Origin of the sequence: Pseudomonas sp. ArH3a (assembly GCF_022648765.1) — a bacterium.
GTDB lineage: Bacteria > Pseudomonadota > Gammaproteobacteria > Pseudomonadales > Pseudomonadaceae > Aquipseudomonas.
Window position 1 is genome coordinate 5,852,883 of record NZ_CP080330.1, and the last position, 22,274, is coordinate 5,875,156.

Annotated in this window: 27 protein-coding genes; 12 read left to right on the forward strand and 15 right to left on the reverse strand. The window is 60.6% G+C overall.

Annotated elements, in window-relative coordinates; translation table 11 throughout:
• Window positions 1-12: 12 nt before the first annotated feature.
• The 6 genes from K0P33_RS26860 to K0P33_RS26885 all read right to left on the reverse strand — a co-directional run bounded on the left by K0P33_RS26860 (window position 13) and on the right by K0P33_RS26885 (window position 6,424).
• Window positions 13-1,803 (reverse strand): DUF1302 domain-containing protein, encoded by a 1,791-nt coding sequence (locus tag K0P33_RS26860; protein ID WP_242152470.1) that lies wholly within the window; start codon window positions 1,801-1,803, stop codon window positions 13-15.
• Window positions 1,804-2,308: 505 nt separating this feature from the next.
• Complete coding sequence (locus K0P33_RS26865; protein ID WP_242152472.1) at window positions 2,309-3,220, reverse strand: SDR family oxidoreductase; 912 nt, start codon at window positions 3,218-3,220, stop codon at window positions 2,309-2,311.
• Window positions 3,221-3,536: 316 nt separating this feature from the next.
• Entirely contained in the window at window positions 3,537-4,439 is a 903-nt protein-coding gene (locus K0P33_RS26870; RefSeq protein ID WP_094949371.1) for an alpha/beta hydrolase, read from the reverse strand.
• The gene (locus tag K0P33_RS26875) at window positions 4,439-5,221 is read right to left on the reverse strand and encodes a class II aldolase/adducin family protein (protein ID WP_094949370.1); all 783 of its coding nucleotides are present in this window, start codon (window positions 5,219-5,221) and stop codon (window positions 4,439-4,441) included. The genes K0P33_RS26870 and K0P33_RS26875 overlap by 1 nt, the downstream gene beginning before the upstream one ends.
• Before the next feature lie 140 nt (window positions 5,222-5,361).
• Window positions 5,362-6,048 (reverse strand): LrgB family protein, encoded by a 687-nt coding sequence (locus tag K0P33_RS26880; protein WP_094949369.1) that lies wholly within the window; start codon window positions 6,046-6,048, stop codon window positions 5,362-5,364.
• Window positions 6,038-6,424 carry a CidA/LrgA family protein gene (locus K0P33_RS26885; RefSeq protein WP_242152475.1) on the reverse strand — a complete coding sequence of 129 codons (387 nt, stop codon included), beginning with the start codon at window positions 6,422-6,424 and terminating at the stop codon, window positions 6,038-6,040. The genes K0P33_RS26880 and K0P33_RS26885 overlap by 11 nt, the downstream gene beginning before the upstream one ends.
• A 98-nt stretch (window positions 6,425-6,522) precedes the next feature.
• Here K0P33_RS26885 and K0P33_RS26890 point away from each other — a divergent pair, with 98 nt between their 5' ends.
• A complete protein-coding gene (locus K0P33_RS26890) occupies window positions 6,523-7,419 on the forward strand; it encodes a LysR family transcriptional regulator (protein ID WP_094949367.1) in 897 nt (298 codons plus the stop codon).
• On the opposite strand, the gene K0P33_RS26895 is transcribed toward K0P33_RS26890, so the two are convergent.
• Window positions 7,400-7,855 (reverse strand): flavodoxin, encoded by a 456-nt coding sequence (locus K0P33_RS26895; protein ID WP_094949366.1) that lies wholly within the window; start codon window positions 7,853-7,855, stop codon window positions 7,400-7,402. The two genes, K0P33_RS26890 and K0P33_RS26895, sit on opposite strands and share 20 nt — an antisense overlap.
• Before the next feature lie 129 nt (window positions 7,856-7,984).
• On the opposite strand from K0P33_RS26895, the gene K0P33_RS26900 reads away from it, so the two are divergent.
• Both K0P33_RS26900 and K0P33_RS26905 read left to right on the forward strand, forming a co-directional pair.
• Window positions 7,985-8,452: a PAS domain-containing protein gene (locus K0P33_RS26900; RefSeq protein ID WP_094949365.1), complete on the forward strand. Its 468-nt coding sequence runs from the start codon at window positions 7,985-7,987 to the stop codon at window positions 8,450-8,452.
• 59 nt (window positions 8,453-8,511) lie between these two features.
• Window positions 8,512-9,117, forward strand: a complete 606-nt coding sequence (locus K0P33_RS26905) for a hypothetical protein (RefSeq protein WP_094949364.1) — start codon at window positions 8,512-8,514, stop codon at window positions 9,115-9,117.
• 2 nt (window positions 9,118-9,119) lie between these two features.
• On the opposite strand, the gene K0P33_RS26910 is transcribed toward K0P33_RS26905, so the two are convergent.
• Entirely contained in the window at window positions 9,120-10,079 is a 960-nt protein-coding gene (locus K0P33_RS26910) for a MerR family transcriptional regulator (RefSeq protein WP_094949363.1), read from the reverse strand.
• 214 nt (window positions 10,080-10,293) lie between these two features.
• Between K0P33_RS26910 and K0P33_RS26915 the strand changes: the two genes are divergently transcribed.
• Genes K0P33_RS26915 through K0P33_RS26940 form a run of 6 tightly spaced genes read left to right on the forward strand, consistent with a single transcriptional unit; the run spans window position 10,294 to window position 13,226 of the window.
• Complete coding sequence (locus K0P33_RS26915) at window positions 10,294-10,854, forward strand: antibiotic biosynthesis monooxygenase (protein WP_094949362.1); 561 nt, start codon at window positions 10,294-10,296, stop codon at window positions 10,852-10,854.
• A 55-nt stretch (window positions 10,855-10,909) separates the two neighbouring features.
• Window positions 10,910-11,620: a dihydromonapterin reductase gene (gene folM, locus K0P33_RS26920; protein ID WP_242152476.1), complete on the forward strand. Its 711-nt coding sequence runs from the start codon at window positions 10,910-10,912 to the stop codon at window positions 11,618-11,620.
• A gap of 20 nt (window positions 11,621-11,640) precedes the next feature.
• The gene (gene folE, locus K0P33_RS26925; protein WP_053257937.1) at window positions 11,641-12,201 is read left to right on the forward strand and encodes a GTP cyclohydrolase I FolE; all 561 of its coding nucleotides are present in this window, start codon (window positions 11,641-11,643) and stop codon (window positions 12,199-12,201) included.
• A gap of 2 nt (window positions 12,202-12,203) precedes the next feature.
• On the forward strand, window positions 12,204-12,575 hold the full coding sequence (gene folX, locus K0P33_RS26930; RefSeq protein ID WP_003194073.1) for a dihydroneopterin triphosphate 2'-epimerase: 372 nt from the start codon (window positions 12,204-12,206) through the stop codon (window positions 12,573-12,575).
• Between the two features lie 23 nt (window positions 12,576-12,598).
• Window positions 12,599-12,895 (forward strand): DUF1244 domain-containing protein, encoded by a 297-nt coding sequence (locus K0P33_RS26935; protein ID WP_065908484.1) that lies wholly within the window; start codon window positions 12,599-12,601, stop codon window positions 12,893-12,895.
• Window positions 12,888-13,226, forward strand: a complete 339-nt coding sequence (locus K0P33_RS26940; protein WP_094949359.1) for a HopJ type III effector protein — start codon at window positions 12,888-12,890, stop codon at window positions 13,224-13,226. The genes K0P33_RS26935 and K0P33_RS26940 overlap by 8 nt, the downstream gene beginning before the upstream one ends.
• A gap of 186 nt (window positions 13,227-13,412) precedes the next feature.
• On the opposite strand, the gene trxB is transcribed toward K0P33_RS26940, so the two are convergent.
• Window positions 13,413-14,375 carry a thioredoxin-disulfide reductase gene (gene trxB / locus K0P33_RS26945; protein WP_094949358.1) on the reverse strand — a complete coding sequence of 321 codons (963 nt, stop codon included), beginning with the start codon at window positions 14,373-14,375 and terminating at the stop codon, window positions 13,413-13,415.
• 294 nt (window positions 14,376-14,669) lie between these two features.
• Here trxB and cysZ point away from each other — a divergent pair, with 294 nt between their 5' ends.
• The 3 genes from cysZ to K0P33_RS26960 all read left to right on the forward strand — a co-directional run bounded on the left by cysZ (window position 14,670) and on the right by K0P33_RS26960 (window position 16,977).
• On the forward strand, window positions 14,670-15,434 hold the full coding sequence (cysZ, locus tag K0P33_RS26950) for a sulfate transporter CysZ (protein WP_094949357.1): 765 nt from the start codon (window positions 14,670-14,672) through the stop codon (window positions 15,432-15,434).
• A 54-nt stretch (window positions 15,435-15,488) separates the two neighbouring features.
• A complete protein-coding gene (locus tag K0P33_RS26955) occupies window positions 15,489-16,667 on the forward strand; it encodes a glycosyltransferase family 1 protein (RefSeq protein ID WP_094949356.1) in 1,179 nt (392 codons plus the stop codon).
• 142 nt (window positions 16,668-16,809) lie between these two features.
• Window positions 16,810-16,977, forward strand: coding sequence for a hypothetical protein (locus K0P33_RS26960; RefSeq protein WP_176462899.1), 168 nt, complete (start codon window positions 16,810-16,812; stop codon window positions 16,975-16,977).
• A gap of 50 nt (window positions 16,978-17,027) precedes the next feature.
• Here K0P33_RS26960 and K0P33_RS26965 read toward each other — a convergent pair whose 3' ends face one another.
• The 6 genes from K0P33_RS26965 to rpmA all read right to left on the reverse strand — a co-directional run bounded on the left by K0P33_RS26965 (window position 17,028) and on the right by rpmA (window position 22,272).
• Window positions 17,028-18,131, reverse strand: coding sequence for an NADH:flavin oxidoreductase (locus K0P33_RS26965; RefSeq protein WP_094949355.1), 1,104 nt, complete (start codon window positions 18,129-18,131; stop codon window positions 17,028-17,030).
• A gap of 158 nt (window positions 18,132-18,289) precedes the next feature.
• Window positions 18,290-18,772, reverse strand: coding sequence for a glutathione peroxidase (locus tag K0P33_RS26970; protein WP_242152479.1), 483 nt, complete (start codon window positions 18,770-18,772; stop codon window positions 18,290-18,292).
• Between the two features lie 101 nt (window positions 18,773-18,873).
• Window positions 18,874-19,338: a CreA family protein gene (locus tag K0P33_RS26975; protein WP_015885841.1), complete on the reverse strand. Its 465-nt coding sequence runs from the start codon at window positions 19,336-19,338 to the stop codon at window positions 18,874-18,876.
• 16 nt (window positions 19,339-19,354) lie between these two features.
• On the reverse strand, window positions 19,355-20,473 hold the full coding sequence (gene proB, locus K0P33_RS26980; RefSeq protein ID WP_094949353.1) for a glutamate 5-kinase: 1,119 nt from the start codon (window positions 20,471-20,473) through the stop codon (window positions 19,355-19,357).
• A gap of 124 nt (window positions 20,474-20,597) precedes the next feature.
• Window positions 20,598-21,821, reverse strand: coding sequence for an Obg family GTPase CgtA (gene cgtA, locus K0P33_RS26985; RefSeq protein ID WP_094949352.1), 1,224 nt, complete (start codon window positions 21,819-21,821; stop codon window positions 20,598-20,600).
• Window positions 21,822-22,014: 193 nt separating this feature from the next.
• Window positions 22,015-22,272 (reverse strand): 50S ribosomal protein L27, encoded by a 258-nt coding sequence (gene rpmA, locus K0P33_RS26990; RefSeq protein ID WP_003176049.1) that lies wholly within the window; start codon window positions 22,270-22,272, stop codon window positions 22,015-22,017.
• Window positions 22,273-22,274 lie beyond the last annotated feature (2 nt).

Sequence of the window (22,274 nt, forward strand, 5' to 3'; positions counted from 1 at the left end):
CCTTAAACCAGATCAGAAGTTCACGCCGAAGCTGAGGGCGATAAAGTCGCGGTCGGTGAGGGTGTTGTAGTCGCCGCCGAAAAAGTCGGTGTAGCTCAGGCTGGCGGTGTAGGTGTTGCGGTAGTCCGCATCCACGCCGACGCTGATCGCCTTGGCGCCTTCGTTGAAGATCCCGTTGGGACCATAGCCGCTGACGTCATGAGACCAGGACAGGTTGGGCTTGAGGTTCACCCCGGCAAACGCGTTGTTGTAGTCCAAGATGGCGCGGGCGCGATAACCCCAGGAGTTGGCGGTGACGAAACCGTCGGTATCGCCTTGGAAACCGTAGGCGCCGAACACCGAGTCGCGGCCGTAGCGCAGCTTGGTTTTGGCTTCCAGCCCGCCGACGTGCACATAGGCCGCCTCGCCCACCAGGGTCAGGCGTTCGGCGCCCAGCACCTGGTCGAAGAACTGGGTCATGGTGCTTTGGATCTGGGTGATTTCCTTGCGTCGATAACCGACGTTGTCCGAGCCGAACGAACTGCGGATCGGCGAGGCGGTATTGCCGGCAATCGGGTTGACCAAGGCCAGGGTCAGGTCAGTGGTGTTGAGTTGCACCGGTGCGTTCGGGCGGTAGCTGATCTCGCCGGTCCAGGCCGTGCCGGTGGGCAAGGTGGTGGAGAAGCTGGCGCCGTACAGGCGAATGTCTTCGGGGTAATCGAGGTAGTACTGGCCACGGCCGAGCATGGTGCTTTGCGCCAGGCCCGCGCCGCTGCCAGGCGCGATCGCATTGGCGGCGGCCGCAATACGCCCGATGGTCGCCAGGTTGGTGTTGGCGGTCAGCGTGCCCACGGTGGGTGTGCGGCTGTGGTAGTTCATGAAGTACAGGCCGTACTCGGTGTCATCGCCAAGCCAGCGCAAGGCCGCACCGAACTGGCCGCCATCACGGGCTTCGCGGTCCTTGGCGCGCTGTACCACCACGCCTTCGCGCGTAACCTGAAAGCCCTGCCCGAACGCTGCGGCCACGGGCTGCAACGGCGCAATCGCCGGGCTGCCGACTGTGTAGTTGCTGTTGCAGCCGTGGGCCACTACGTCGTTGCCGAAAAAGGTGCCGCAGTTATCCACTACGGTGTTTTCCCAGTTCAGTTGGTAGAAACCTTCCACCGACAATTGGTTGGTCAGGCTCTGGGAGGCGAACAGCATGTTCACCGGAATCAGGCCTTCCTTGATCTCCGCGCCGGGCCGGCGGAAGGCCGACACGTCGATAGGGTTGATGCTGTTGATCGAGTTACCGATAAACGTACTCTCACCCCAGCTCACTACCTGCTTGCCGACGCGCACGTTACCGGGCAGGTCGCCGATGGAATAGTTGTGATAGACGAAGGCATCCAGCAACTCATAGCCGGAAGAGCGCGCGCCTTCGTCGCGGTGGTTGTTGCTGATCTGTTTGAACTCGCGGTCTTCGTCCTGCAGTTCGAAGTCGTACCAGTATTTGCCGCGCACAAACACGCCGCTGTCGCCGTACTTGAGCTCCAGGTCGTGAATGCCCTTGAAGATCTTGGAAAAGGTCTCGCCCTTCTTGAAGTTCAGTCGCCCGTCATCCCCGGTAGAAGCCTGCCCCGTGCCGCCATTGGGAACGCCCACCAGTTTTTTGTCGGCATCGCGCATGCCCCAGCTGGCGCCGACCGACAGCGAAGAATCGAATTGCCCTTCGATCTCGCCAATGTTGAACGAAACCGCCTGTGCCTGGGCGCAGCAGCCCATTGCAACCGCCGCAGCGAGCGCCTGTGGCGTGAAGATGGCGCGCATTGTTGTTTTTGTCATGCGTCTTCCCCGGTGAGTGACAGAAGGCCCCACCCTACTGCCGCCCGTCAGGAGCGATAAGCGCACCAAAGGGGTATTCGTGTTGTCGCTCAAAAGGATTAACAGGCGCTCAGGCCGGGGTTTGGGCAGGGCCATGGATGCGGTAGATGACGCGCTATCAGAAAGATAAATAGGCCAAAGAGCGTTCCCACGCTCTGTGCGGGACAATCGTTACTGATTTGGTAACAGTCATTGTCCTGAATGGGGATTACTCATTTTGTTACATACGACTATTCTTAACGCACTTTCAGGGCAAATGGCCCGCTTGCTCAACAGTAAGAAAAGTCTGATTCCCATAGATTGGCCCGCTGTATCAATCTATTACCGCTGTTCACCGACGTTGATTTATCGCTCCTTGATCCAACGTCTTACTTCGGCCGCTGCCTTTGCAGCGGCCTTTTTTATGCCCGCAATAAAACGGGGCGCCCTCAGCGCCCCGGAGTATTCAATAGTGTTCAAGCAACGATCAGAGGCTGAACTTCTGCAAGTTGGCCATCATCTCCTTCAATGCTTCGATGTTGTCCTTGGGGTGAGCGGCGCCTTCAAAGTCGCAAATCTGCGCCCAATGCGCCGCCACATCGTGCGGTGAAAAACCCGCTTCAGGGTCAAAACCCACACCCAGGCTGCGCTCCCAGCGGGTCTTGCCGATCCAGCCGCCGCCCACTTCAAACAGCCCCGAGGTTTCCTGGCACGCCTCGCTGCCCAGGTACACCACCAACGGGCTGACCAGCTCCGGCTTGAGCCGCTCGAATACTTGCGGCGGGATCAGGCCTTCGGTCATGCGCGTACCACCGGTGGGGGCGATAGCGTTGACCAGAATGTTGTTCTTGCGCCCTTCCAGCGCCAGGGTGCGGGTCAGGCCATACAGGCCAAGCTTGGCCATGCCGTAGTTGGATTGGCCGAAGTTACCGTAGATGCCCGAGGTGGACGCGGTGAAGATAACGCGGCCATAACCTTGCTCACGCAAATGCGGCCACGCGGCGCGGGTGACTTTGTAGGCGCCTTCGACATGCACCCGATAAACCAAGTCCCAGTCGCTGTCGTCCATTTTGTGGAAGGTCTTATCGCGCAGGATGCCGGCGTTGTTGACCACCACGTCGATGCGGCCGAAGACATCCAGCGCGTTCTGCACGATTTTGTCACCGTCAGTGACGGAGTCATGGTTGGCCTCGGCAATGCCACCGGCCTCGCGGATCTCGGCGACCACCCGGTCGGCGGCCGAGGCATTGGCGCCTTCACCCTGGGTCGAACCGCCGAGGTCGTTGACCAGCACTTTGGCCCCATGCTTGGCGAACAGCAGCGCATGCGCCCGGCCCAACCCGCCGCCGGCACCGGTGACGATCACGACCTTATCCTGGAACTGCACTGACTCACTCATACCGAACTCCGCTGGCGACAATGGGAATGGGTTGAGTGTCAGGCACACGGGCGCGGGTCACAATAAAGTCAGCCGAGGCTGAATGGTGCTCGATAAGGCAGCGGGATGATTGCTTGGGTCAAACTCTGGAAGACCACCCCATTTTCTGTGGTCAGTGGGCTTGTTGTGGCGAGCGGGCTTGCCCCGCGCTGGGCTGCACAGCAGCCCCAATAAGGCCACCGCAGTGTGTCAGACATATCGCGGTCGCAGGTTTTAGGGCGGCTTCGCCACCCAACGCGGGGCAAGCCCGCTCGCCACAAACGACTTACGATGATGCTCAGGAGTACGCCACTCGCGGCACCGACTGGCCAATGCGCTCGCGAAACGTCAGGTAATGCTTGAGCACCTGCAGCGGCGCTTCGATCTGCGGGTAGTGGCCGATATTCGCCAGCAGCACCGTGTCGGCGTGGGGCACCAACTGGTGATAGCGCTCCACCATATGCGCGCCGGAGATCGGGTCGACTTCGCCGTCGATCACCCGTAACGGCACATCGCCGCGTTGCATCGCGTCCACCCAGCGTTCACGCAGGCGGCGGCGCTGGGGAATGTAGGCAATCAGTTTGTGCAGGATGCGCGGGCCGTCATTGCCATTGATCAGGCTCCAGAAGTCATCCAGCGCGCTTTCACTGGGCCGAGTACTTGGGCCGAAAATCTGGCTGAAGCTGTTCGACAGGGCATTACGCCCAAAGGCGCGGCCGATCATCCAGCCAAGCGGGCTGAGCAAGAGTTTTTGCACCAGCGTCGGGCGATGGGTTTCCGGGAACAGCCCACCGTTGAGGAACACACAGCTGGCCATTTGAAAGCGACCTTCGTAATGGCGCGCGAGTAATTCCTGGGCGACGCTGTCGCCGTAGTCATGGGCCAACACGTGCACCGGCTGCTCCACGCGCAGGTAGTCGAGCAGCGCCTGTTGCAGGTCAGCCTGCTCCAACAGGCAGTAGTCGTGGTCCAACGGCTTGGCCGAGTCGCCGAACCCGAGCATGTCGCAAGCAATCACCAGGTTGCGCTGGGCCAGGGGCTGCCACAGGTAGTGCCAGTCCCAGCTGGCAGTGGGGAAGCCGTGAATCAACAGCAGCGGCTCGCCCTGCCCGGCCACCCAGAAACGCACGGTGCGGCCACGAAAGACGAACGCCTGGCCACGCTTGCGCCAGGCACTGAGCGGGATTTCTGCGAGTGGCATCAGCTTTTATACCCAGGATCTTGCAGGTCCAATTTACGCAGCAGCGCCGGCCAGGCCAGCGCGCCTCCCATACCTTGGGCGCTCTTTGTGACAACTGCCACCATCGCCTTAGCCCCCGCCAGAATCTGCGGCTCGATGGCAATCAGTTCGGCGCCGCCGTTTTGCGCCAGCACCTGGATTTCGCAGGCACGCTCAAAGGTGAACATCATCAGGAAGGTGTCGGCGATGCTGCCGGCGCAGGTCAGCAGGCCATGGTTGTGCAGCATCAGGAAGTTGTTGTCGCCCAGGTCTGCCTGCAAGCGCGCCTTCTCTTCAGGGTTCAGCGCCACGCCTTCGTAGGCGTGATACGCCAGGCTGGACAAAACAAAGGTGGATTGCTGGCTGATGGGCAGCACGCCCTGCTTTTGCGCAGACACCGCAACACCGGCCGCGGTGTGGGTGTGCAGCACACAGACCACGTCATGGCGCACGTCGTGGATGGCGCTGTGGATGGTGAAGCCGGCGGGGTTGATCTCGTAGGGGCTGTCCATCAATTTGTTGCCGGCCTGGTCGACCTTGACCAAGCTCGACGCCGTGATCTCGTGGAACATCAGCCCGTAAGGGTTGATCAGGAAATCATCGGTGCCCGGCACCTTGGCGGAAATATGCGTGAAGATCAGGTCATCCCAGCCATGCAGTGCCACCAGGCGATAGCAGGCCGCCAGGTCGACGCGCGCTTGCCATTCGGCAGCGCTGACCTGCTCTTTGACATTCTGCAGCGATAGAACGGGGGCTGGGCTCACGGCAATGACCTCCTTGGTGCACTTTCTTATTGTTTTTTTGGGTGAGGGGCCAGTCTAGTCAGACCGCGTGGCGCAAGGAGTTGCCTTCGCAGCCAGCTTGATGACCGAGCGAGTCATCCAAGAGAATAGTCCACGTGGCGTCAGAGAAGCGCCGCCAATAAAGGCACGGCGAACAGGTTGAGCAGCCCCGTCAACACCATCACCAAGCCTGCGACCGAGCCTTCTTCGCCACCCACTTCATGCGCCCGACTGACACCCGCACCGTGGGCGCCCACGCCAAACAGTGCACCGCGCGCCAACGGTGTACGCAGCGGCAACCATTTGAGCAGCACGCCGCCGAGCATGGCGCCGAACACGCCGGTGAACATCACGAACACGGCGGTGAGTTCCGGTACGCCGCCGAGGTCGGAGGACACCGGCATCGCAAACGGCGTGGTGATTGAGCGCGGTAGCAGAGACATGGTCACCGAGGTGTTCAAAGCCAGCGCCTTGGCCAGCCCGAACGAGGTGCCGATGGAGGCCGCGCTGCCCGCGACCATGCCCAGCAGCAACGCCGACCAGTGCCGCGCCAGCAAGCGGCGTTGTTGCCAGATCGGCACGGCAAACGCCACAGTGACCGGGCCCAGCACCAGCATCAGCCAGTGCGTGTCAGTGGCGTATTCGGCATAGGCGGTCTTCATCGGCACGGCCACCGCCAACAGCAGCGCCGGCACCAGGATCAATGGCGACAGCAGGTAGCGCCCGGTGCGGGCGTAGATCCAGCGGCTGAAGAGGTAAGCGGCCAGGGTCAGGGCGAGCCAGAACACCGGCATCAGTTCAAGCTTCACGGCGCATGCTCCAGCGGCAGACCATTTCCACGGTGAAGGCCGTGACCAGCATCACCGACAGCGTGCTGAAGCCGATCACCAGCAGGATGCGCCAGCCGTCATTGCGCACCAAACCACCGTAGTCGAGCAGGCTCATCAGTGCCGGGATAAAGAACAGCAGCATCTCCGCCATCAGCACCCCGGCGCCCAATTGCAGGGCGGCCGGCTTGACCAGGCCAGTGGCGAAGGTCGCCAGCAACAGGCCCAACCCCACCACGCCACCCGGTATCGGCCACGCCAACCACACGGCGAGCTGGGTGCCCAGAAAATAGATCGCCAGCAGCACCACTAGCTCAATCAGCAGGCGCCCGAGATGTTTGAAGCTGAAACGTTTCATAAGCTTTAGGTCCTCACAGGCGCTCAGTTTAAAGACGCCCCACCCATCCCCACAGCGAATTGTTAGACTGACAGCTATTCCAAACTGGAATCAGACCGATGGAATTCAAACAGCTGCGCAGTTTTGTCGAAGTGATCCGCCGGGGCGGCTTTACCCAAGCGGGTAAAACCTTGCACATCAGCCAATCGGCGGTGAGCAAACAGGTGGCCCAGCTGGAGCAAAGCCTGGGCACACCGCTGCTGGAACGCACGGGCTCGCACATTCGCCTGACGGCCGCCGGTGAGGTGGTATTACAGCGCGCCGAGGCGATGTTGCGGTTGCAGACGGAATTGCTCAGCGAGCTCGATGATATGCAGCAACTGGCGCGCGGCGAATTGCGCCTGGGCTTGCCGCTATTGGCCGGCGACACACTGTTTGCCGGGCTGTTTGCCGAGTACCGCAGGCGTTATCCCAAGGTCACTATCCAACTGCTCGAAGGCGGCAGCCGCACCATCGAGCAGGCAATTCTCAGCGGTGAGCTGGACGTGGGTGGCACGCTGATGCCCAGCGACCCGGCCTTCGCCTGGCAGCCCTTCTGCGATGAACCGCTGGACGCGCTGCTGCCGATGGACCACCCATTGGCCGAAAACGCCCACGTGCGCCTGGAAGAATTGGCGGGCACGCCGTTCCTGATGTACCAGCGCAGTTTTGTCCTCAACGATCGGCTGATGCAGGCCTGCCAGCAGTTGGGCTTCACGCCGAAGGAAGTGGGCCGCAGCGGCCAGGCGGACTTCCTGGTCGCACTGGTCGCGGCCGGCCAAGGCGTGGTGCTGTTGCCCAGCGTGGTCGCCCGTGGGCTGGTGCGACCGGGCGTGGTGCGCCTGACACTTAAGGCGCCCGACTACCTGCGCTGGAACATTGCCTTTATCTGGCGCGAGGGCGCCTACCTGTCCAGAGCCGCCCAGGCCTGGCTGGCATTGCTGCGCGAATTCCCGGTCAACCGCGCAGTGCAGTGACCAACTCGGCCAGCCACGGCTCGGCATCAGCTTCCGGGGTGACGCTTTCGCTGGCGTCCAGGCGCAGCATCGGCAGCACTTCGCGCACGCCCAACTCGCCGAACAGCTCGCACATTTGCTCGCCGCCGCCGCAGAACGTATCGCCGTAGCTGGCGTCGCCCAGGCCGATCACTGCGCCAGGCAGGCCGCGCCAGGCGGCGGGCAACTGGTCGCGAATGCTCGAATACAGCGGTTGCAGGTTGTCGGGCAGCTCGCCCATGCCGGTGGTCGAGGTCACCGCCAGAAAGGCCTCGGGGGCGAAGGCCTGCACGTCGGCCAAGGTGGCACGCGGGTTGTGCCAGGCTTCAAAACCGGCCGCGTTGAGGAGGCCGGCGGCGTGGCGGGCGACTTCTTCAGCGGTGCCGTAGACCGAGCCGGAAAGGATGGCGACTTTCATCAATCTGATCCTGTGGTTGAGCGAAAGCCTGGGATATTAACAGCTGACACAAATATTTCGGCGTAAGCGGCGCAACATTCAAGGTATGCCATAAACTCTAGCCTTCAAAAACAAGGCATGGACCGCTCAATGATTAACGCCAAGCTGATGCAGATGGTCATCAACGCTTCCAACGACGGCATCGTCGTCGCCGAACGCGAAGGCGAAGAGAAGCCACTGATCTACGTCAACCCTGCTTTTGAGCGAATGACTGGCTACACGCTGGACGAAATCCTGTATCAGGATTGCCGTTTCCTACAGGCCGGTGACCGCGACCAGCCAGCCCTGATGGCCATTCGCGACGCCCTCGACCACGACGACGCCTGCCGGGAAATCCTGCGCAACTACCGCAAGGACGGCACACCGTTCTGGAATGAGTTGTCGCTGTCGACGGTGTACAACGAGGCCGACAAGCAGACCTATTTCATTGGCGTGCAAAAAGACGTCACCACCCAGGTGAAAGCCCAGCAACGAGTGGCACAGTTGGAAGCGCAAGTCGCCGAACTCAAAGAGCGCTTGGCGGCACTTGAGGCGACGAGCGGAATTAACAAATTGTAGTAAATGCGGCCTTTAGAGTGATAATGGCTTTTTAATACCTCACCCTTTGAGCTACATCAATGCACCGCGACGCGCTATTGACGCAGGACGAACTGGATTTTATCCAGGACATGCAGCACAACCCGCAGCTCAACCTGCGGGATGCGTGGTCGAGCCTGACCGTCAACGGCGGTGCGCAGATTCGCGACTTGCTCACGCGGTTGGCCGCTCACGACCACGTCACCATCCAGGCGCAGTTCGATAACCAGCAACTCACCTTTCCCCTGCACTTGGTGGAGGATGAGTTTCACGCGGTGCATTTGCGTTTGGGCGTGCCGAGTATTTTTGAAGATGGCCCGATGATTCGCCCGTGGCGCCTGGCGCTTGAAACGCCGGTGGCACTGGAGAACGTCAGGGGCAACCCCGCCGCCCTGTGGGTGCACGAGGTGTCATTCAAGGGGGTGCTGGTGGAGATTCGTGGCCGAGTCAAACCGCCGAAAACCTTTTCCCTGTGGTTCAGCCCGTCCGGCTACGAGCGGATCTCACTGCGCGGCACGCTGGAGCGGGAAACCGCTCGAGGCCTGTTTGCCTACCGCCTGAGCCAAAGCGATGCCGATGAAATCGAGCGCCTGCGCCAGTTCATCCTGCACCAGCACCGCCTGGTTCACCCGCACGTGCACGCCTGATATCAGGTATCCAACTGCCCACTGAGAAACTGCTGCAAGCGGCGCTGCATCAAGCGCCCTTCGTTGCCCAGGCAACCGATGGCGGACCCGGCCAACTCTTTTTCGGCCAGGTCCGATGCGGCACCGGCCAGCAGCAGCGGGCAATCCAGGGTCAGCGCCAAACGGGTCAGACGCCCGGCCAGGTCATGGTTGTGTGAGTGGTTGGAGAACAGGATGAGCGCCTGAGGACGCATCTTTTCACAGACCAGTGTCAACTCGTCCAAGGGTTGACCCATGCCCAGCACCTTCACAGGCCTGTCCTCGCAACTGAGCAACAACGCCGCCACCATCAATTCCACTTTACGGCATTCCCCGGGCATAGCCGTCAGCAATACCCGTGGCGCAGTTGAGGTGCCCGCACGTCGCAGGTGTTCGAAGGTTTGCATGCGCAGGAAGGTATCGTAAAAAATCCATTCACTGGCTTGGCCGAAGCGGCCCTGATGGCGCAGCAGGTCGCTCCAAAGGGGCATCAGGATGTCCTGGAACGCCACGCTGAGCGGGTAGCTCGCCAGAACCTGAGCGTACAGGCTATGCAGTTGACGATCGTCAAACCCACTGATGGCGTTTACCAACCGCGCCCGCCACTGTGGCCATTCACTGTCGCTGCCGGTGTCGCGCTCAGCACGAATCGCTTCAGCCTGCTGATCGTCGCGCGCAAGGATCTTGCCGACTTTGCTCACGGCCACGCCGCGCTCGATCCAATCGAGAATACGATGAATGGTCACAATATCGTCGCTGGAATAGAGGCGATGCCCACTTTCGGTGCGTGTGGGCTGGATCAGGCCATAACGCCGCTCCCAGGCACGCAGGGTGACCGGGTTGACACCTGTCAATCTCGACACTTCGCGGATCGGGAACAGCTCATCGGGGTCAGCGGGACGACCCTGGGCAATTTCGCGAGTATGAGTAGTAATTTCGGGCATCTGCGGTAGAAAACGTCCTTGTGAATTTGGATACCATTTAACGCTTTTAGACTTGTCCTTTTCAAGGCCCGCTCTGTCAGACCAATGTCACTGGTGTATTTTTGCAAAACAGGAATAATCCTTGCCTGTTTTTTCTACGTCGCTGCACCACCCCGCAGCCTCGTTCGTGCGCCACCTACCCGGTTCGGCGCACCCGTACATTTGGAGATACACAATGTCTACCTCTCCCGTCACCTTGATGGTTGCGCGCCGCGTGGCCAAAGGGCGCTACGAAGACTTGATGGCTTGGCTGCGCGAAGGCGAGCAATTGGCCACGGACTTCCCCGGTTACCTGGGTTCCGGCGTGCTCGCCCCGCCGCCCAATGACGATGAATTCCAGATCATCTTCCGTTTCGCCGACGAGAAGACCCTGCATGCCTGGGAGTTTTCCGCTTCGCGCAGTGCTTGGCTGAGCCGAGGCAGCGAGCTGTTTGCCGACCCGTCCGAGCATCGCGTCAGTGGCATCGACGGCTGGTTCGGCGCGGTAGGTGCACGGCCACCGCGCTGGAAACAGGCCGTGGCAATCTGGCTGGCGTTTTTCCCGGTGTCCCTGTTGTTCAACTTTGTCCTTGGCCCGCTGCTCAACGAACTGGACCTGGCCCCGCGCGTGCTGGTCAGCACCCTGGCGCTCACCCCATTGATGGTTTATTGGTTCATCCCGCTGTCGACCCACCTGCTGGCGAACTGGCTGCACCCTACACCGCCACCGCGCAAGGCTGCAGAAGCCGCCGCTTGAGTACAGGGGGCCGCTCGCTGGTATAGTTTCATCCTGCCAGCGACGTGAGCCTCCCATGACTGCAACGAACGCCCCGATCCTGATCACCGGTGCCGGCCAGCGTGTCGGCCTGCATTGTGCCGAGCGCCTGCTGGACGAGGGCCACCCGGTGATTTTCAGCTACCGCAGCGAACGCCCCGGTGTGCAGGCTTTGCGCGAGCGGGGCGCGGTCGGTGTGTTTGCCGACTTCTCCAGTGAGGCCGGGATTCTGGCCTTCATCTCTGCGCTGAAGACCCATACCGACAGCCTGCGCGCTATCATCCACAACGCTTCGGCGTGGGTCGCGGAAACGCCGGGCGACGAAAGCCGCGCATTTACCGACATGTTCAGCGTGCACATGCTTGCGCCGTACCTGATCAACCTGCATTGTTCACCTTTGCTGCAACGCTCAACACCTGCCGATATCGTGCATATCAGCGACGACGTGGTGCGCAAGGGCAGCCGCCAGCACATTGCCTATTGCGCCACCAAAGCCGGGCTCGACAGCCTCACGCTGTCGTTTGCCGCGCAGTTCGCGCCGCTGATCAAGGTCAACGGCATCGCGCCGGCGATGGTGATGTTCAACGACGGCGACGATGCGGCTTACCGCGCCAAGGTCCTGGCCAAGTCCGCATTGGGCATCGAGCCCGGGCCCGAGGTGATCTACCAGAGCGTGCGTTACCTGCTGGACAACCCTTATGTCACCGGTACCACCCTGACCGTCAACGGCGGGCGGCATATCAAGTAAGCCGTTTGTGAGGATGTTGTATGACCTTGTCCCTGCCCCAACACTACCGCGAGATTCTCAAAGGACTGGGTGAAGACCCGGAACGCGAAGGCTTGCTCGACACCCCCAAGCGCGCCGCCAAGGCCATGCAGTACCTGTGTCATGGCTACGAGCAGAACCTGGACGAAATCGTCAACGGCGCGCTGTTCGCCTCAGACAATGACGAGATGGTGATCCTCAAGGACATCGAGCTGTATTCGCTGTGCGAGCACCACCTTCTGCCCTTTATCGGCAAGGCCCATGTGGCCTATATTCCGACCGGCAAGGTGCTGGGCCTGTCAAAGCTGGCGCGCATTGTCGACATGTACGCCCGGCGCCTGCAGATCCAGGAAAACCTCACGCGGCAAATCGCCGACGCCATCCAGCAGGTCACCCAGGCCGCCGGCGTGGCGGTGGTGATCGAAGCCAAGCACATGTGCATGATGATGCGCGGCGTGGAAAAACAGAATTCAACCATGAACACCTCGGTGATGCTCGGCGCCTTCCGCGAGTCGAACACCACGCGTATGGAGTTCCTGCAACTGATTGGACGGAGCAAGTAGCAATGCCACAACTTCAACCAGGCATGGCGCGTATCCGGGTCAAGGACCTGTGCCTGCGCACCTTTATCGGCATCAACGAGGACGAGATCCTCAACAAGCAGGACGTGCTCATCAACCTGACGATCCTGTATGCCGCTCAGGAAGCCGTGCGCGACAACGATATCGACCACGCGCTGAACTACCGCACCATTACCAAGGCGATCATCGCCCACGTCGAAGGCAACCGCTTCGCCCTGCTCGAGCGCCTGACCCAGGAGCTGCTGGACCTGGTGATGAGCAACGAATCGGTGCTGTACGCCGAAGTCGAAGTGGACAAGCCCCACGCGTTGCGCTTTGCCGAGTCGGTTTCGATTACCCTGGCGGCCAGCCGCTAACCCCAGAATCTGCAGTGAGCCCTATGAACGATCAACAACGCCTCGAACTCGAAGCTGCCGCCTTCCGCCGGCTGGTGGCGCACCTGGACAGCCGCAAGGATGTGCAGAACATCGACCTGATGAACCTCTCGGGCTTTTGCCGCAACTGTTTGTCCAAGTGGTACAAAGCCGAGGCCGACGAGCGCCACATCGAGCTGAGCCTCGATGACGCGCGTGAAGTGGTGTACGGCATGCCGTACGCCGAGTGGAAAGCCCAGTACCAGAAAGAAGCCAGCGCCGACCAACAGGCGGCGTTTGCCAAAGGAAAAACCCATGACTGACTTGAACACCCTGCGCGCCAGCCTCAACAGCGGCGAACACGTCTTTGCCGACACCTTGGCGTTTGTTGCCGCCGGTTACGACTACCAGCCGCAAGCCTTCACCAATGGCAACGTGGAAAACGCCGCCGGGCAGAACGAGGGCTCGTGCAAGACACTGGGCCTGGCGCTGCTGGAAGGCTTGAGCGATCAGGAAGCGCTGCTGGCGTTTGGTGAGCATTATCGGTCGGTGGTGGCTACACCGCAGGGCAGTGATCACGGCAATATTCGCGCGTTGATTGCGCAAGGTTTGGCTGGGGTTCAGTTTACTCAGCAGCCTTTGACTCGCCGCTGATTCAAATTGAAAACCGGTCAAGGTGGGAGCTGGCTTGCCTGCGATAGCGGCGTGTCAGCTGCCACCGTCATCGCGGGCAAGCCTGACTCCCACAGTGATGGGGTTGACACTTCTGGGCTGCCGCGCTGATTAAATCGCAGACATAAAAAAACCGGCCTCTCAGCCGGTTTTTTTATTGCGACGGGTTTAGAACGAAGCGTCCTTCAAACCGTCGAGGTAACGCTCGGCATCCAGGGCCGCCATGCAGCCGGCGCCGGCCGAGGTGATCGCCTGGCGGTACACGTGGTCAGCCACGTCACCGGCGGCAAAGATGCCTTCGATGTTGGTCGCAGTGGCATTGCCTTCACGGCCGCCCTGCACCACCAGGTAGCCGTCTTTGGCTTCCAGCACGCCCGCGAACAGCGAGGTGTTCGGGGTGTGGCCGATGGCGATGAATACGCCGTCGACTTTCAGCTCGTCGAAGCTGCCGTCGTTGTTTTTCAGGCGGGCACCGGTCACGCCCATGTTGTCGCCCAGGACTTCGTCGAGGGTGGCGTTGAGCTTGAGGATGATTTTGCCTTCAGCAACACGGGCGTGCAGCTTGTCGATCAGGATCTTCTCGGCGCGGAAGGTCTCGCGGCGGTGAACCAAAGTCACGGTGCTGGCGATGTTGGCCAGGTACAGCGCCTCTTCCACCGCTGTGTTGCCGCCACCGACCACAGCCACCGGCTTGTTGCGGTAGAAGAAACCGTCGCAGGTCGCGCAGGCGGAAACGCCTTTGCCCATGAACGCTTCTTCCGACGGCAGGCCCAGGTAACGGGCGCTGGCGCCGGTGGCGATGATCAGCGCGTCACAGGTGTACACGCCGTTGTCGCCAGTCAGGCTGTAAGGCTTTTTCGAGAAGTCGACTTGGTTGATGTGGTCGAAAACGATCTCGGTTTCAAAGCGCTCGGCGTGTTCTTTCATACGCTCCATCAGCACTGGGCCGGTCAGGCCATGCACGTCGCCCGGCCAGTTGTCGACTTCAGTGGTGGTGGTCAGTTGACCGCCCGCCTGCATGCCGGTGATCAGCAGCGGCTTGAGGTTGGCCCGGGCAGCGTAGACAGCAGCGCTGTAACCGGCAGGGCCGGAACCGAGAATAATCACTCGCGAATGACGGGTATCAGACATGACTCACTCCTATCGACCACCCGGAAAACACAGGGCGGCTGGAATAAAAAAGGACCGCGAAGCACTTGGGGAAGGCTTGAACTCGCAGATCCTAAAAATAATGGGTGCAGCGTATCGAGGGGGGCAAGATTAAGGAAATACGGAATAACAATCCAGCTCATAGGTGGTCTCTATGCAGTACACCCGATTAATCGACGCCATTGTTGCTTAGATGTTACCGCTGATGTCGCCGCTTTCGCCCAGGATGCAAAGGCGGTAAGGTCGGCGCGTTCGTCATCCTGCTCGGAGTTCTCCATGCCCGCCCCTGCTCTTTCCGGCCCGCAATACCTGCGTGAAGGTCTCAAACTGGTGTTGAGCCCAGGCCTGCGCCTGTTTGTGTTGCTGCCGTTGGCGATCAACTTGGTGCTGTTCGTCGGCTTAATCTATTTCGCCGGCCATCAGTTCAGCCTGTGGGTCGACACTTTGATGCCGACGCTGCCTGGCTGGTTGAGTTTCCTCAGTTACATCCTGTGGCCGCTGTTTGTGGTGCTGGTGGTGCTGATGGTGTTTTTCACCTTCACCATGCTGGCCAATATCATCGCTGCACCGTTTAACGGTTTTCTCGCAGAAAAGGTTGAAGTGGTGGTGCGTGGCACCGACGACTTCCCCCCGTTCAGCTGGGGCGAACTGATGGCGATGGTGCCGCGCACCCTGGCGCGGGAAATGCGCAAACTGGGCTACTTCCTGCCACGCGCCATCGGCCTGTTTATCCTGTCGTTCATTCCGGTAGTCAACCTGATCGCCGCGCCGCTGTGGCTGCTGTTCGGCGTGTGGATGATGGCGATCCAGTACATCGACTACCCGGCCGACAACCACAAACTGGGCTGGAACGAAATGCTCGCCTGGCTGCGCCAGAAGCGCTGGCAGAGCATGAGCTTTGGCGGCATCGTTTACCTGGTGCTGCTGGTGCCGGTGGTCAACCTGCTGATGATGCCGGCGGCGGTGGCCGGGGCCACGCTGTTCTGGGTGCGCGAGCAAGGTGCTGAGGCAATGGCCGCGCCCAAGGTGACCCAGTCATAAATCCATCACGCCAATGACACAATGACGACATGGCCCACGGTGACACTGTGGGTCATGACGACAGCCTCGCTTCACATCACTCTGATTACCGAAACCTTCCCGCCAGAGATCAACGGGGTGGCCAATACCCTTGGCCGCCTGTGTGAAGGGTTGCGCGCGCGCGGCCATCAGGTCGAGCTGGTGCGCCCACGCCAGGGCAGCGATCAGAGCCGCCCCAGCGACGACGCACTGCTGCTGTGCCGTGGCTGGCCGCTGCCGGGCTACCCGGGCCTGCAATGGGGCCAGTCGTCGATGCACAAGTTGCTGCGACGCTGGACTCGCCAGCGCCCGGACGTGCTTTACATCGCCACCGAAGGGCCGTTGGGGCTGTCGGCGTTGCGCGCGGCACGGCGCCTGGGAATCAGCGTGGTGAGTGGTTTTCACACCAATTTTCAGCAGTATTCGAATCAATACGGCTTGAGCCTGCTCAGCCGCATGGTCACGCATTACCTGCGCTGGTTTCATAACCGTTCGACCTTGACTCTGGTTCCCAGCACCAGCCAGCGCCTGGAGCTTGAGCGTCGGAATTTCGAGCGCCTGGGGATGCTCTCACGCGGGGTCGACAGCCAGTTGTTCCACCCGGCCAAGCGCGATCACGCACTGCGTGAAAGCTGGGCGTTGAACAGTGAGCAAATCGCCGTGCTGCATGTAGGCCGACTGGCGCAAGAAAAGAACCTAGGGCTGCTCAAACGCTGCTTCGACGCCTTGCAAGACACCTATCCACTGCGCCAGATGAAACTGATCATCGTCGGCGATGGCCCGCAACGAGCGATGCTGGAAAAGGAACTGCCCGAGGCGATTTTCTGCGGCACTCTGCGCGGTGAAGAACTGGCCCGGCATTACGCGTCCGGTGACGTATTCCTGTTTCCCAGCCTGACCGAAACCTTCGGCAATGTGGTACTGGAAGCCATGGCTTCGGGCTTGGGGGTGGTGGCCTACGATCAGGCGGCCGCGACCCAGCATATTCGCCATGGCTACAACGGCGTGCTGGCGATGCCGGGGGATGAGGATGCGTTTTGCGATGCGGCCAATTGGCTGCTGGAGGATGCGGAGAGTCTGCGCCGCATGCGCTTGAATGCTCGCCAACACGCCAGCCGCCAGGGCTGGCCAGCAATTATCGAGCAGTTTGAAAACCAGTTACGCGGTGTGTGCGCAGAGCATTGTGTGATGCCAGCACAGCCTTACACGCCTTGAACGACAGCCGCTTAGTGGCGCCATAGCCATTATTCACTCAAGCATTACTTGATATTTAAATGAGGGAACGGCCAGCGGCGAATGCCCACTCACTGATACCTGCCGGCTCAGGCAGGCCCTTCAAATAAATGGAGATACAAAGATGGCTACTAATGGAGTGGGTGCACCCAATGGAACGGCGGAGTGGGCGCGTCAGCAACAATGGCTGGATCAATCTCGGGCAGAACCGCCAACCTACGACCAAGCCAAGCGAAAAGAAGGGCACAAGACCGACCACAGCCACGAGCTGAGGAAGACGCTGGAGTATTGAGTCACTGAAGCTATGCAGCTCCCTGTGGCAATCACAGGGAGCTGAGCCCTTTACACCAGCGTCGTCAACGCCTCACGACTGAACGGCAAGATGTCGCCTTCACGACCTTCGCGCACCTTCAGCGCCCAATCCGGATCCACCAGCAAGGCACGGCCCACGGCGACCAAGTCGAACTCGTCGTTGTTCAGGCGTTCCAGCAGTTTTTCCAGGCTGGCGGGTTGCGCGACCTTGTCGGTGTTGACCATAAACTGCAGGAACTCCCCGTCCAAGCCGACGCTGCCGACAGTGATGGTCGGTTTGCCGGTGAGCTGACGGGTCCAGCCGGCCAGGTTGAGGTCGGAACCTTCGAATTCAGGCTCCCAGAAACGACGGGTGGAGCAGTGGAAAATATCCACACCGGCGTCAGACAGTGGCAGGAGAAACTCACCCAACGCCTCAGGGGTTTGCACCAGACGTGCGGTGTAGTCCTGCTGCTTCCACTGCGAGAAACGCAAGATGATCGGGAAGTCCGGGCCTACGGCGGCGCGGGTAGCCTGGATCAGCTCGATGGCAAAACGCGAGCGATTGGCCAGGCTGCCGCCGTATTCGTCGGTGCGCTGGTTGGTGCCTTCCCAGAAGAACTGGTCGACCAGGTAACCGTGGGCGCCGTGGATCTCTACGCCGTCCATGCCGATGCTTTGAGCGTCCTTGGCGGCTTGGGCGAAGGCGTTGATCACGTCCTTAATGTCTTGGGTGGTCATGCCGTGAACGACCACATTGCCATCCTTGAGTTTTTCCATCGGGCCGTAGGCTGGCACGCTGGCGTCAGGCTCAGTGCCGATACGGCGTACGCTGCCCACGTGCCACAGTTGCGGGACGATCTTGCCGCCTTCGGCGTGCACCGCGTCGACCACTTTCTTCCAGCCGGCCAGCGCGGCCTCACCGTAAAAATGCGGGACGTTCGGGTAACCGTTGGAGGCCTGATGGCCGACCACGGTGCCTTCGGTGATGATCAGGCCCACGCCGGCGGCAGCGCGGCGACGGTAGTACTCGATGACTTTGGAATTGGGAACGCCACCCGGGGAGAACGAACGGGTCATCGGCGCCATGACCACGCGAGTGGACAGTTGCAGTGCACCGAGCTGGAAGGGTTTGAACAAAGCTTGGACAGGCATGGGAGCACTCCACGGGAAGATGTATTTATGATGTGGATAATATGGGCAGTGCGATGTGCTGGATAGCACTATTGATTCGGGTGATTAAGGGGTAAAAGTGAGACGCAGAAGGTCCGCAGAGGCTTTCCCACGCAGAGCGTGGGAACGATCAGGCACGATTAGCTCAGGGCTTTTTCAATGGCCTGGACAATCGTCGGGTCATCCGGCGCTGTGCGCGGCGAGAAGCGCGCCAGTACTCGCCCGTCTTTGCCGAGCAGGAATTTCTCGAAGTTCCAGGTGATATCCCCAGGAAACTCAGCGCCCTCGCCCGCCAGCAGGCGATACAGCTGATGACGTTCCGGACCATTGACGTCGAGCTTGCTGCCCAACGGGAACGTCACGCCATAATTGAGGCTGCAAAATTCCCGGATCTCTTCCTCGGTGCCCGGCTCCTGGCCTGCAAACTGGTTGCACGGCAAGCCGAGTACGGTAAACCCCTGGCTCTTATACTGCTGATAGAGGTTTTCCAACGCCGCGTATTGCGGGGTCAAGCCACATTTGGAGGCCACATTGACCACCAGCACAACTTGCCCCTTGAAGGGCGCCAGCGGTAGCTCTTGACCGTCCAAAGCTTTGAGTTTCAGGTCGTGGAAAGCACTCATGACGAACTCCAGATATCCCATGTTCTTCGCGTTACAGCCGCTCGAGATTACAGACCGCGAGTCTGCAATCATAGTCGCCGATTACAAAACTCGCCTGCGAACTACTGAGCGGTCGGCCAAGGCAAAATCGGAATGGCTGTAACCGCGTTTTGCGGGCTGCCTTCGATCAAACGATCGCTGTAGACCAGGTAAACCAGGGTATTGCGCTTCTTGTCGAGGAAGCGAACCACCTGCATGGTCTTGAACACCAGCGAGGTACGCTCCTTGAACACTTCGTCGCCATCCTTGAGTTCGCCTTTAAAACGAATCGGCCCGACCTGACGGCAGGCAATCGAGGCCTCGGCACGGTCTTCGGCCAGCCCCAGCCCGCCCTTTACGCCGCCGGTCTTGGCGCGCGACAAGTAGCACGTCACGCCATCGACCTTGGGGTCATCAAACGCCTCGACCACAATTCGGTCGTTGGGGCCGACAAACTTGAACACTGTCGACACCTGGCCAATTTCTTCGGCCGAGGCCAGCAACGGCATGGCCAACAGCAGGCCGAGCAATCCCTTCATGACACGCATCGTTTATTACCTTTGTTTAAACCAGGATCAAGTTATCGCGGTGCACCAGTTCAGGCTCCGCCATATACCCCAACAGACTCACAATCGCATCAGACGACTGACCGATGATTTTCTGTGCTTCAAGGGCGCTGTAGTTGGCCAGGCCACGGGCGATCTCGCGACCGTCGGGCGCAACGCACACCACCATCTCGCCACGGCGGAAACTGCCCTGCACCAATTTGACGCCCACCGGCAGCAGGCTCTTGTTGCCTTGGGACAACGCCGACACGGCGCCATCATCGAGCACCAGCGTGCCACGGGTTTGCAGGTGCCCGGCCAGCCACTGCTTGCGCGCCGCCAGCATGCCGCGTTCCGGCGACAACAGCGTACCGATGCGCTCGCCGGCCTTGAGGCGATCCAGCACGCGTTCCAGGCGCCCACCGACGATGATGGTGTGCGCGCCGGAACGCGCGGCCAGGCGTGCCGCACGCAGCTTGGTCTGCATACCGCCACGGCCCAGTGCGCCGCCGACACTGCCGGCCACGGCGTCCAGCGCCGGGTCATCGGCGCGCGCTTCGTAGATCAACTGGGCATCGGGGTTGTTGCGCGGGTCGGCGTCGAACATGCCGTCTCGGTCGGTGAGGATCACCAGCAGGTCGGCTTCCACCAGGTTGGCCACCAGCGCGGCCAGGGTGTCATTGTCGCCGAAGCGGATTTCGTCGGTGACCACGGTGTCGTTCTCGTTGATCACCGGGATGACCTTGAGCTCGACCAAAGCGCGCAAGGTGCTGCGGGCGTTGAGGTAGCGCTTGCGGTCGGACAGGTCGTCGTGGGTCAGCAGGATCTGCGCCGTGTGGCGTCCGTGCTCGGCAAAACTGGATTCCCAGGCTTGCACCAGGCCCATCTGGCCGATGGCGGCGGCGGCTTGCAGCTCGTGCATCGCGCTGGGTCGCGAGGTCCAGCCGAGGCGGCTCATACCGGCGGCAACTGCCCCGGACGACACCAGCACCAATTCGACACCGGCCTCATGCAAGGCCACCATCTGCTCGACCCACACGCTCATGGCTGCGCGATCCAGACCTTTACCATCCGCCGTCAGCAGCGCACTTCCGATCTTTACGACCCAGCGCTGCGCACCTGTCACTTTGCTCCGCATCATCTTCAACCTTAGTGAGAGGGCTGCGCGACCCAGCGCGACCCATAACGTTATTAGTGACTACGTAAATCCCAGATACCAAAACGCCGCTCCAGAGAGCGGCGTTTAAGTTTATCGCAACCGGTCAGTCGCGCACGTAAATGATTTCCGGACCGTCTTCATCATCCACATCTTCTTCGTCCCAGTCATCGTCGCCGATGTCATGGACCGACTTCACGCCGCTGCGGCGCAGGGCACGCTGGTCGTCCAGGGCCTGCAGCTGGGCACGGGCTTCGTCTTCGATCTGCTGATCGAGCTCGGCCAGTTCTGCCTTGAATACCGGGTCGGCCGCCAGGCGGTCGGCGCGGTCTTCCAGGTAGCGCATGATGTCGCGGGTCAGGCGCTCGGTGCCTTCTTTGGCGATGGCCGAGATCACGTAGACCGGACCTTCCCACTCCAGGCGGTCGACGATTTCCTTGACGCGCTCTTCGTGCTCTTCTTCCAGGATCTGGTCGCACTTGTTCAGCACCAACCAACGATCACGCTCGGCCAGGGCCGGGCTGAACTTGGTCAGTTCGCTGACGATCACTTCGGCGGCGTCCGGTGCACTGGTGTCATCCAGCGGCGCCATATCGACGAGGTGCAGCAGCAAACGGGTCCGCGACAAGTGCTTGAGGAAGCGAATCCCCAGGCCTGCGCCATCGGAAGCACCTTCGATCAGGCCAGGAATGTCGGCGATCACAAAGCTTTTCCAGCGGTCGACGCTGACCACGCCCAGGTTCGGCACCAGGGTGGTGAACGGGTAATCAGCGACTTTCGGCTTGGCGGCCGAGACCGAGCGGATGAAGGTACTTTTGCCGGCGTTCGGCAGGCCCAACAGGCCTACGTCTGCCAGTACTTTCATTTCCAGCTTGAGGTCACGCTGCTCGCCCGGCTTGCCCGGCGTGGTCTGGCGTGGAGCACGGTTGGTACTGGACTTGAATCGGGTGTTACCCAGACCGTGCCAGCCGCCCTGCACAACCATCAGCTTTTGGCCGGCCTTGGTCAGGTCTCCAATAACTTCCTGGGTGGCGGAGTCGATAATCGTGGTGCCGACCGGTACGCGCAGTACCATGTCTTCGCCTTTTTTACCGGTGCAGTCGGTGCTGCCGCCGTTGGAGCCACGCTCGGCATCGAAGTGCCGGGTGTAACGGTAGTCGACCAGGGTGTTGAGGTTTTCGTCGGCCATCATGTAGATGGAACCGCCGTCACCGCCGTCACCGCCGTTAGGGCCACCGTTTTCGATGAATTTTTCGCGACGGAAACTCATGCAACCGTTACCGCCGTCGCCTGCTTTTACTCGGATGGAAACTTCATCAACGAACTTCATAACAAAACGCCTCTCGTCGCATGGACGAGCTTAAGAAACCAAGACATAAGACTCTTGCAAAAATGAGCGCAGCGACCTCAAACAACAACCGCTTATCCAGCGCCTGAGCCCATCACAAACAGCTTTGCAAGAGACTCACTCCACAAACGAAAAAGCCCCGTCGCGAGACAGGGCTTTTCCAGCGATCGCGCAATTAAGCGGCGACAACGCTCACGTAACGGCGGTTGAACGCGCCTTTTACTTCAAACTTGATCACGCCTTCGATTTTAGCGAAGAGGGTGTGATCTTTACCCATGCCAACACCGTAACCGGCGTGGAATTGGGTGCCGCGCTGACGCACGATGATGTTGCCCGGAATGATTTTCTGGCCGCCATACATCTTAACGCCAAGGCGTTTGGCTTCTGAGTCGCGACCGTTACGGGTACTACCACCAGCTTTTTTGTGTGCCATGA